This is a genomic window from Aeromonas aquatilis, from assembly GCF_054052405.1.
Map to the genome: position 1 here is coordinate 1 of NZ_JBSTYP010000103.1, position 7,950 is coordinate 7,950.

Genomic DNA, 7,950 nt, shown 5'->3' on the forward strand with positions numbered 1-7,950 from the left:
AGGCTGGGGTATCCATGATGGTAGACCTCAAGGTGATGGCCTACTTCAAGCTTAGCCTTTCAACACGTAATTGGGACATAGCCTTTTTTTTTGGCCAATTCCTCGGCAAAGGTAGACGCAGCGCGGGTTTCAGGATGATCCAGAGCAAAGTTGTAGAGTAAAAAATCAAAAAAAGTTGACTTTACTCCCCTGCAATTTAAAACTCGGGAAAGTTGAATGGTTATTACAGGGGTAGAACATGACTGTCGGTATCGAGGAAGCCATGCTTCCCGAAGAACAGCTGATCAGCCGCACTTTTACAGATGAAGACAGGGAATTGTTGCGCTCATACGATGGGCTCATCGATGGCTTGGCCGAGTTGTTCGGCAAGCATTGTGAAGTGGTTCTCCACTCCCTGGAAAATCTGCACGAGTCGGTGATCAAGATCGCCAACGGATTTAATACCGGACGCACCCTCGGGGCACCCATCACCGATCTGGCGTTGCGGATGCTCAAGGATATCGAGAGCACCGGTCAGGATTATACCCAGAGCTATTTTGCGCGCAGCCGCACCGGTGCGTTGATGAAGTCGAGCACCATCGCTATTCGCAACAGCGAGCGGCAAGTAGTGGGGCTTATCTGCATCAACCTGCACATTAATGCGCCTTTCCACGAATTCGTGGCCGAATTTTTCCCGACGCCCCAGCAGGCGGCGCGCCAGTCACCCGAGACCTTCGCCAACAGTGTGGAAGAGTTGGTTGCCCAGACGGTAGATAACACCATCGACGAGATCAACCGAGATCCCACCGTGGCCAACAATGCCAAGAACCGCTTCATCGTGACCCAACTGTTCGAGAAGGGCATTTTCGACATCAAGGATTCGATCAATCTGGTGGCGGACAAACTCAATATTTCAAAACATACCGTTTATCTTTACATCCGACAGCGCAAGCAGGGTGAAGACGAGAACGAGTAAATCATTCCAGAAGGGGATAGATGAATGGCTAAAGAAGTGATTGCCACCGACAAGGCGCCCGCCGCGATTGGTCCATATGTTCAGGCTACCAAGGTTGGCGAGATGATCTTCACCTCCGGGCAGATCCCGCTCGATCCTGCCACCATGGAGATCGTGGTTGGCGGCATCGAAGAGCAAGCCGAACGGGTGATGAAGAATCTGATCGCCGTGTTGCACGCTGCCGGTGCCGATGCCAGCAAAGTGGTAAAAACCACCTGCTTCCTGAGCGACATGAACAACTTCGTTGCCTTCAACCAGGTCTATGCCCGCTACTTTGGTGATGCGGCGCCTGCCCGCTCTTGCGTGGAAGTGGCCCGTCTGCCAAAAGATGTGCTGGTCGAGGTCGAGGCGATTGCCCACCTCTGATCGCCAACTGCAAAAAAGCCCCTCATGGCAGGGGCTTTTTTGTTTTTGGCGTAAAATGGACCGGGTCAGTACAGGAGTCCTGCTATGAGTCTTAGTTTTGCCATTCTGGTCACGGGGCCTGCCTATGGCACCCAGTCGGCCAGTACCGCCTATCGTTTTGCCCGCACCCTGCTAGCGCAGGGGCATACCTTGTCCCACCTGTTCTTCTATCAGGACGGGGTCTGCAACGGCAACAGTTTGCACCTGCCCGCATCCGATGAGACCGACCTGGTGCGTCTGTGGCGAGAGCTGGCAGAAGGGCAGGGGATCCGTATCGACGTCTGTGTTGCCGCTGCCATGCGGCGCGGTGTGCTCGATGAACAGGAGGCCAAGGGGGCGGGGCAGGGGCACTTCAATCTGCAAGCGCCATTTTGCCTGAGCGGTCTGGGCCAGTTGGCCGAGGCGGCGCTTACCGCCGATCGGCTGGTTCAGTTCTAGGGGGAGTCATGAGCAAGAAAATCGCCTTTATCTGCAGTCGTGGCCCCCACGGTCATGCTGCCGGTCGGGAGGGGCTGGATGCCCTGCTGGCCACCTCGGCCATGACCGATTCGCTGGCGTTGTTCCTGATTGGGGACGGCGTGCTGCAACTGCTCAAGGAGCAGCAACCGGCCGCTATTTTGCAGCGCCACTATGCGCCCACCTTCAAAATGCTGGAACTCTACGACATCGAAGAGGTCTATGTTTGTGCTGACTCGCTGGCAGAGCGTGGCGTGACAGTGGATGATCTGCTGATCACCGTAGAGAGTCTGCCGCGCCAGGAGCTGGCTCGGCGCTGGGCACAATGTTCGACTCACATCAGCTTTTGAGGTCTCCATGTTGCATCTGATATTGAACTCCCCCTTTCAGAGTCAGGCTTTGGCACAGGCGCTCTCATACCTCCAGCCGGAGGATGAGCTGGTACTGATGCAGGATGCCGTGATAGCGGCATCGGCTCCCCAGTGGAGCGCGCGGCTGGCGGGCATCCCGCTTTATGTGATGCAGGAAGACTTGCAAGCTCGCGGTTTGCATCATCGGGTGGGCAATGCACTCGATATGGCGGGTCTGGTGGCGCTGATTGCGCAAAAAGGTTCCCCGCGCACCTGGGGTGACTGAGAAGCACATTTTCAAGAGAATTCAAGGTGGTGTCATGAAATCAAACGGATCCGGATTGTCCTTTTGTGACGCGAATTGTATAAATCTTGACTCCCCAGACAACAGGGCATAAAATTTCGCGTCCCCGTATCTGCGGGGAGGATTTTCCACACGTTTATGAAGTCATTATCAGGAGCCTTTTGATGGCAACTATTAACCAGTTGGTTCGCAAGCCACGCATCAAGCTCGTTGTGAAAAGCAACGTGCCGGCGCTGGAAGCGTGCCCTCAGAAGCGTGGCGTATGCACCCGTGTATATACCACCACCCCGAAGAAGCCTAACTCTGCACTGCGTAAAGTATGCCGTGTACGTCTGACCAACGGCTTCGAAGTCACCTCCTACATCGGTGGTGAAGGTCACAACCTGCAAGAGCACTCTGTTGTTCTGATCCGTGGCGGTCGTGTAAAAGACTTGCCAGGTGTTCGTTATCACACCGTTCGTGGTGCGTTGGACTGTGCCGGTGTTAAAGACCGTAAGCAGGCTCGCTCCAAGTATGGCGTGAAGCGTCCTAAAGCTTAATGGTTCTCCGTTAAGTAAGGCCAAACGTTAATTCGTTTCTAGTTAGATAGCTTTCTAGTTTTGGGTAATCCCTGAAGTTACGGAGAATTTGAAATGCCAAGACGTCGTGTTGTTGGTCAGCGTAAAATCCTGCCAGATCCCAAGTTCGGATCAGAGCTGCTGGCTAAATTTGTCAACGTAGTAATGGTTGACGGTAAGAAATCTGTTGCAGAAGCCATCGTATACGGTGCCCTGGACATCATTGCCACCAAATCTGGCAAAGAGCACCTGGCCCTGTTCGAAGTCGCTCTGGATAACATTCGTCCGGCGGTCGAGGTTAAATCTCGTCGCGTCGGTGGTGCAACCTATCAGGTGCCGGTAGAAGTTCGTCCGGTACGTCGCAATGCCCTGGCAATGCGCTGGTTGGTTGATGCCGCTCGTAAACGTGGTGAAAAATCAATGGCTCAGCGTCTGGCTGGCGAGCTGCTGGATGCCGCTGACAATAAGGGTTCGTCTGTCAAGAAACGTGAAGACGTTCACCGTATGGCTGAAGCGAACAAAGCCTTCGCTCACTTCCGCTGGTAATCCGCTTGCGCAGGGTCTTTTGGCTCTGCGCACCTTTAATTATCTAGGGACAAGCGCCTTAGTAAGAGGATGACAATGGCTCGTACAACCCCCATTGAGCGTTATCGTAACATCGGTATCTCCGCTCACATTGACGCCGGTAAGACTACTACTACCGAGCGCGTACTGTTTTACACCGGTGTAAGTCACAAGATCGGTGAAGTTCACGATGGCGCTGCCACCATGGACTGGATGGAACAGGAACAAGAGCGTGGTATCACCATCACCTCCGCCGCGACCACCGCTTTCTGGTCCGGAATGGGTAAACAGTTCCAACCGCACCGTATCAACATCATCGATACCCCGGGCCACGTTGACTTTACTATCGAAGTAGAGCGTTCAATGCGTGTTCTGGACGGTGCCGTGATGGTGTACTGTGCCGTAGGTGGCGTACAGCCACAGTCTGAAACCGTATGGCGTCAGGCTAACAAGTACAAGGTTCCCCGTATCGCGTTCGTCAACAAGATGGACCGTACCGGCGCCAACTTCCTGCGCTGCGTTGAGCACATCAAGACCCGTCTGAAAGGCGTTCCGGTTCCCCTTCAGCTGAACATCGGCTCCGAAGAGAACTTCAAGGGCGTTGTTGACCTGGTCAAGATGAAAGCCATCAACTGGAGCGAAGCTGACCAGGGTGTATCCTTCGATTACGAAGACGTCCCGGCTGAGCTGCTGGAACAGGCGCAAGAAATGCGCATGAATCTGGTTGAAGCCGCTGCTGAAGCGTCTGAAGACCTGATGGAAAAATACCTGGGCGGCGAAGAGCTGACCGAGGAAGAGATCAAGCAAGCTCTGCGTCAGCGTGTGCTGAACAACGAAATCATCCTGGTAACCTGTGGCTCCGCGTTCAAGAACAAGGGCGTACAGGCAATGCTGGATGCCGTTGTTGACTATCTGCCGGCTCCGACCGACGTAGCTGCTATCGACGGCCTGAAAATGGACGGCGAGACCAAAGACGAGCGTCATGCTTCTGATGACGAGCCGTTCTCTGCGCTGGCGTTCAAGATCGCTACCGACCCGTTCGTTGGTAACCTGACCTTCTTCCGCGTCTACTCCGGTGTGGTTAACTCCGGTGACACCGTGCTGAACTCCGTCAAGGACAAGCGCGAGCGTTTTGGCCGTATCGTTCAGATGCACGCCAACAAGCGCGAAGAGATCAAAGAAGTACGCGCTGGTGACATCGCTGCTGCTATCGGTCTGAAAGACGTGACCACTGGTGACACCCTGTGTGACCAGAACGCACCGATCATCCTCGAGCGTATGGAATTCCCGGAGCCGGTAATTTCTATCGCGGTTGAGCCGAAAACCAAGGCTGACCAAGAGAAGATGGGTCTGGCACTGGGCCGTCTGGCTCAGGAAGATCCGTCCTTCCGCGTATGGACTGACGAAGAGTCAGGTCAAACCATCATCGCCGGTATGGGTGAGCTGCACCTGGACATCATCGTTGACCGTATGCGTCGCGAGTTCAAGGTTGAAGCGAACGTAGGTAAGCCGCAGGTTGCCTACCGTGAAACCATCCGTAACACCGTCAAGGATATCGAAGGTAAGCACGCCAAGCAGTCTGGTGGTCGTGGTCAGTACGGTCACGTTGTGATCGACATGTACCCGCTGGAAGAAGGCAAAGCCTACGAATTCGTCAACGACATCAAAGGTGGTGTCATTCCTGGTGAATTCATCCCGGGTGTTGATAAAGGTATCCGCGAGCAGCTTAAATCTGGTCCGCTGGCTGGTTACCCGGTTATGGATCTGGGTGTGCGTCTGCACTTCGGTTCTTACCATGATGTCGACTCTTCCGAACTGGCGTTCAAAATCGCTGCTTCCATGGCCTTTAAGGCTGGCTTCATGAAAGCCAACCCGGTTCTGCTGGAACCGATCATGAAAGTAGAAGTTGAAACTCCGGAAGATTACATGGGCGACGTTATCGGTGACCTGAACCGTCGTCGTGGCCTGATCGAAGGTATGGAAGATGGCCCGTCCGGCAAGATCGTACGTGCTCTGGTGCCGCTGGCCGAAATGTTCGGTTATGCAACTGCACTGCGTTCCGCTACCCAAGGTCGTGCTTCCTACGCCATGGAATTCGCCAAGTATCACGATGCACCGACCAACGTTGCACAAGCTGTGATCGAAGAGCGCAAATCCAAGTAATTTAAGATTCCCCGCCTACGACGGTAGGCGGGTTTAACCTAGAAGGACTACGTCGTGTCTAAAGAAAAATTTGAGCGTAACAAACCGCACGTAAACGTCGGCACCATCGGCCACGTTGACCACGGTAAAACCACCCTGACTGCAGCTATCACCAACGTGCTGGCCAAGCACTTCGGTGGTAAAGCTTTCGCCTTCGACCAGATCGACAAGGCACCGGAAGAGCGTGAGCGTGGTATCACCATCAACACCTCCCACGTAGAATACGACACCGCTACCCGTCACTACGCTCACGTAGATTGCCCGGGTCACGCCGACTACGTTAAAAACATGATCACCGGTGCTGCCCAGATGGACGGCGCGATCCTGGTAGTAGCAGCGACTGACGGCCCGATGCCGCAGACTCGTGAGCACATCCTGCTGGGTCGTCAGGTTGGTATCCCGTACATGATCGTGTTCATGAACAAGTGTGACATGGTTGATGACGAAGAGCTGCTCGAACTGGTCGAGATGGAAGTTCGTGAACTGCTGACCGAGTACGACTTCCCGGGTGATGACCTGCCCGTAGTTCGCGGTTCCGCACTGAAAGCGCTGGAAGGCGACGCTCAGTGGGAAGAGAAGATCATCGAGCTGGCTGGCCACCTGGATACCTACATCCCGGAGCCGGAGCGCGCGATTGACCAGCCGTTCCTGATGCCTATCGAAGACGTATTCTCTATCGCTGGCCGTGGTACTGTAGTTACCGGTCGTGTAGAGCGCGGTATCGTTAAAGTCGGTGAGACTGTAGAAATCGTTGGTATCAAAGATACCGTTTCTACCACCTGTACCGGTGTTGAAATGTTCCGTAAGCTGCTGGACGAAGGTCGTGCAGGCGAGAACATCGGCGCGCTGCTGCGTGGTGTTAAGCGTGAAGACGTAGAGCGTGGTCAGGTACTGGCCAAGCCGGGCTCTATCAAGCCGCACACCAAGTTCGAATCTGAAGTGTACGTCCTGTCCAAAGAAGAAGGTGGCCGTCATACCCCGTTCTTCAAAGGCTACCGTCCGCAGTTCTACTTCCGTACTACCGACGTGACCGGTACCATCGAACTGCCGGAAGGCGTTGAAATGGTAATGCCAGGCGACAACATCAAAATGGTTGTTACCCTGATTGCCCCGATCGCGATGGACGACGGCCTGCGTTTCGCTATCCGTGAAGGTGGCCGTACCGTAGGTGCTGGTGTTGTAGCTAGCGTAATCGCCTAATCGATTCGTTATATACAAACATGAAAAGGGGTGGCTTCGGCCACCCCTTTTATTTTTGGGGCTATTTATGCCCTGTGAGATACTGGGCGAAACCATTGATAGAGGTAGTTTCCGTGAGCAAAGCCGCCATTTTTCTGGATCGTGACGGTGTCATCAATGAAGACACTGGCTATGTGAGTCAGGTAGATGATTTCCATTTTCTGCCCGGCGTGATCGACGCCCTGCAGCTGTTAAAGAAGAAAGGGTATCTGTTGGTTGTTGTAACCAACCAGTCCGGAATAGCCCGCGGTTACTTCAGTGAAGATGACTTCATGAATCTGACGGAATGGATGGATTGGTCACTGGCTGATCGGGATGTGGATCTCGATGGCATCTACTTCTGTCCCCATCACCCGGATCACTGCGCCCCCTGTGATTGCCGCAAACCGGAACCCGGTATGCTGCTGTTGGCGCAACAGGAGCTGGGGATCGACATGAGCCGTTCTTATATGGTGGGTGACAAGCCCTCCGATCTGAAAGCCGCCGCCAATGCCAAGGTCGGGCATAAAGTGTTGGTCAAAACGGGTAAACCGGTGACCGATGCCGGTATCGCATTGGCTGATGCCATCTATGACACCCTGCATGATTTCGCCGTTGCAGTGCCCGTTGCGGGCTGATTTTGTTCGTTTAACATGCGCATTGGTGGCTTTGTGAGCGAACGAGCGATGAAAGCCATCTTTTTGCAATTATCTGCTTGCCAGAAAGATTCAACTCCCTATAATGCGCCTCCATCGACAGGGCGAGCGGCAACGCAAACAACCTCGTCGATAACCTCGAAAAGCCTTTGAAAATAAGGCTTGACTCGAGAAGGCGGTTGAGTAGAATGCCACTCCCGCAGCAACGAACTGTTGCGTCGCTCTTTAACAATTTGAATCAAGC

The 7,950-nt window shown here is 54.0% G+C and carries 10 protein-coding genes; all 10 read left to right on the forward strand.

The window, feature by feature from the left end:
* Positions 1-238 precede the first annotated feature (238 nt).
* The 10 genes from ACW5W8_RS22995 (at position 239) to gmhB (ending at position 7,688) form a co-directional block, all read left to right on the forward strand.
* The gene (locus ACW5W8_RS22995; protein ID WP_005339902.1) at positions 239-955 is read left to right on the forward strand and encodes a helix-turn-helix transcriptional regulator; all 717 of its coding nucleotides are present in this window, start codon (positions 239-241) and stop codon (positions 953-955) included.
* Between the two features lie 24 nt (positions 956-979).
* Entirely contained in the window at positions 980-1,360 is a 381-nt protein-coding gene (locus tag ACW5W8_RS23000) for a RidA family protein (RefSeq protein ID WP_498630685.1), read from the forward strand.
* An 84-nt stretch (positions 1,361-1,444) separates the two neighbouring features.
* Positions 1,445-1,837, forward strand: a complete 393-nt coding sequence (gene tusD / locus ACW5W8_RS23005) for a sulfurtransferase complex subunit TusD (RefSeq protein ID WP_498630687.1) — start codon at positions 1,445-1,447, stop codon at positions 1,835-1,837.
* 8 nt (positions 1,838-1,845) lie between these two features.
* Positions 1,846-2,205, forward strand: coding sequence for a sulfurtransferase complex subunit TusC (gene tusC, locus ACW5W8_RS23010; protein ID WP_498630689.1), 360 nt, complete (start codon positions 1,846-1,848; stop codon positions 2,203-2,205).
* A gap of 7 nt (positions 2,206-2,212) precedes the next feature.
* Positions 2,213-2,491: a sulfurtransferase complex subunit TusB gene (tusB, locus tag ACW5W8_RS23015; RefSeq protein WP_498630691.1), complete on the forward strand. Its 279-nt coding sequence runs from the start codon at positions 2,213-2,215 to the stop codon at positions 2,489-2,491.
* 182 nt (positions 2,492-2,673) lie between these two features.
* On the forward strand, positions 2,674-3,048 hold the full coding sequence (gene rpsL, locus ACW5W8_RS23020) for a 30S ribosomal protein S12 (RefSeq protein ID WP_005306278.1): 375 nt from the start codon (positions 2,674-2,676) through the stop codon (positions 3,046-3,048).
* Between the two features lie 93 nt (positions 3,049-3,141).
* Positions 3,142-3,612 carry a 30S ribosomal protein S7 gene (rpsG, locus tag ACW5W8_RS23025; RefSeq protein WP_010675949.1) on the forward strand — a complete coding sequence of 157 codons (471 nt, stop codon included), beginning with the start codon at positions 3,142-3,144 and terminating at the stop codon, positions 3,610-3,612.
* Between the two features lie 75 nt (positions 3,613-3,687).
* Positions 3,688-5,793: an elongation factor G gene (fusA, locus tag ACW5W8_RS23030; protein WP_498630694.1), complete on the forward strand. Its 2,106-nt coding sequence runs from the start codon at positions 3,688-3,690 to the stop codon at positions 5,791-5,793.
* 54 nt (positions 5,794-5,847) lie between these two features.
* Entirely contained in the window at positions 5,848-7,032 is a 1,185-nt protein-coding gene (tuf, locus tag ACW5W8_RS23035; protein ID WP_005339879.1) for an elongation factor Tu, read from the forward strand.
* A gap of 113 nt (positions 7,033-7,145) precedes the next feature.
* On the forward strand, positions 7,146-7,688 hold the full coding sequence (gene gmhB, locus ACW5W8_RS23040; protein WP_498630696.1) for a D-glycero-beta-D-manno-heptose 1,7-bisphosphate 7-phosphatase: 543 nt from the start codon (positions 7,146-7,148) through the stop codon (positions 7,686-7,688).
* Positions 7,689-7,950 lie beyond the last annotated feature (262 nt).

What these genes read in the sequence shown, in the direction of transcription:
- tusB (WP_498630691.1), top strand. Translation starts at nt 2,213, where the DNA reads ATGTTGCATCTGATATTGAACTCCCCCTTTCAGAGTCAGGCTTTGGCA.
- tusD (WP_498630687.1), top strand. Translation starts at nt 1,445, where the DNA reads ATGAGTCTTAGTTTTGCCATTCTGGTCACGGGGCCTGCCTATGGCACC.
- ACW5W8_RS22995 (WP_005339902.1), top strand. Translation starts at nt 239, where the DNA reads ATGACTGTCGGTATCGAGGAAGCCATGCTTCCCGAAGAACAGCTGATC.
- tusC (WP_498630689.1), top strand. Translation starts at nt 1,846, where the DNA reads ATGAGCAAGAAAATCGCCTTTATCTGCAGTCGTGGCCCCCACGGTCAT.
- fusA (WP_498630694.1), top strand. Translation starts at nt 3,688, where the DNA reads ATGGCTCGTACAACCCCCATTGAGCGTTATCGTAACATCGGTATCTCC.
- ACW5W8_RS23000 (WP_498630685.1), top strand. Translation starts at nt 980, where the DNA reads ATGGCTAAAGAAGTGATTGCCACCGACAAGGCGCCCGCCGCGATTGGT.
- rpsG (WP_010675949.1), top strand. Translation starts at nt 3,142, where the DNA reads ATGCCAAGACGTCGTGTTGTTGGTCAGCGTAAAATCCTGCCAGATCCC.
- rpsL (WP_005306278.1), top strand. Translation starts at nt 2,674, where the DNA reads ATGGCAACTATTAACCAGTTGGTTCGCAAGCCACGCATCAAGCTCGTT.